The following is a 1053-nucleotide window of genomic DNA, read 5'->3' as shown; positions in this document are numbered from 1 at the left end:
CGCTGTTTTGCCCTGCTGCCGATCAGCTTGCGTAGTTCTTTATCTTTCATGCTGATGTGCCTCCTTTTTCGGTATGTCATTACTATACCACGCAACAAAATATATTGCAATATGCAATTAATAGAAAAAGAATAAAATTTCATAATGCTTGACAAAGAAATATAAACACGCTATACTGACAGCACAAATTAAATTGCATAATGCAATCAATAAGGAGGTGGTCATATGACGCAAAGAAAGATCGCCTTATCTATTGAGGAAGCTGCTGATTATACGGGAATTGGCAGGAACACCCTGCGAAAGTTGGTAGAGTGGAAGAAACTTCCGGTATTGAAGGTTGGGAGAAAAGTCCTGATCAAAACAGATATGCTGGAACTTTTTATGGAAGCCAACGAGGGCAGGGACTTGAGGGATAAGGGAAATGTGAAAGCCGTCACAAGAAACGGTTCCACTTAAAAAGGCGGTTCCCGAAGAAACCGCCAAAGGTTCTATCAGACCGGAGCCATGATATACCTACACGCAAGCAGATTATACCATGTACTTCGTCTGACAGACAACAGGAAACTTATGTTTGGTAGAAAAAAGAAAGGACGATGATATTTATGGCAAGATCAACAAAGAGTTATGAGGAGCGTATGCTCCAGTTGGAAAAAAGAGAACAGGAAAGCCTTGAGAAGGCGAAACAGTACGCAGCACAGAAACGGGAACTGAAGAAACGTCAGAAAGATGTGGAAACCAAAAAACGGACACACAGGCTCTGCCAGATTGGCGGTGCGGTGGAATCCGTGCTTGGATGTGCGATTGAGGAAGAGGATATTCCAAAGCTGGTCGGCTTCTTAAAAAGGCAGGAAGCAAATGGGAAATTCTTCTCAAAGGCAATGCAGAAAGAGCCAGTTGCAAATACGGAGGAAGTGTAATGCCGGAGGGAGTGGAGTTTCCATTCCCTTCATTGCTTTTTCATGAAGGGCGCACTTATGGACAACCAGAGGTCGTCCGTATAAGTTTGCCACAGGTGGCAACCGGTCTGCGCTTACGCTTGCCGGGCTCGTTCCG

General features: G+C 44.4%; 2 protein-coding genes. Both read left to right on the top strand.

Annotation, left to right across the window (positions count from 1 at the left end):
- Window positions 1–225 precede the first annotated feature (225 nt).
- Window positions 226–456, top strand: coding sequence for a helix-turn-helix domain-containing protein (locus H8Z79_RS16645; RefSeq protein WP_002578307.1), 231 nt, complete (start codon window positions 226–228; stop codon window positions 454–456).
- A 146-nt stretch (window positions 457–602) separates the two neighbouring features.
- On the top strand, window positions 603–917 hold the full coding sequence (locus H8Z79_RS16640; protein ID WP_055247530.1) for a hypothetical protein: 315 nt from the start codon (window positions 603–605) through the stop codon (window positions 915–917).
- Window positions 918–1053: the final 136 nt, after the last annotated feature.

Source organism: Blautia intestinalis (assembly GCF_014297355.1).
Taxonomy (GTDB): Bacteria; Bacillota; Clostridia; order Lachnospirales; family Lachnospiraceae; genus Blautia_A; species Blautia_A intestinalis.
This window is presented reverse-complemented; position numbering and strand designations above follow the sequence as displayed.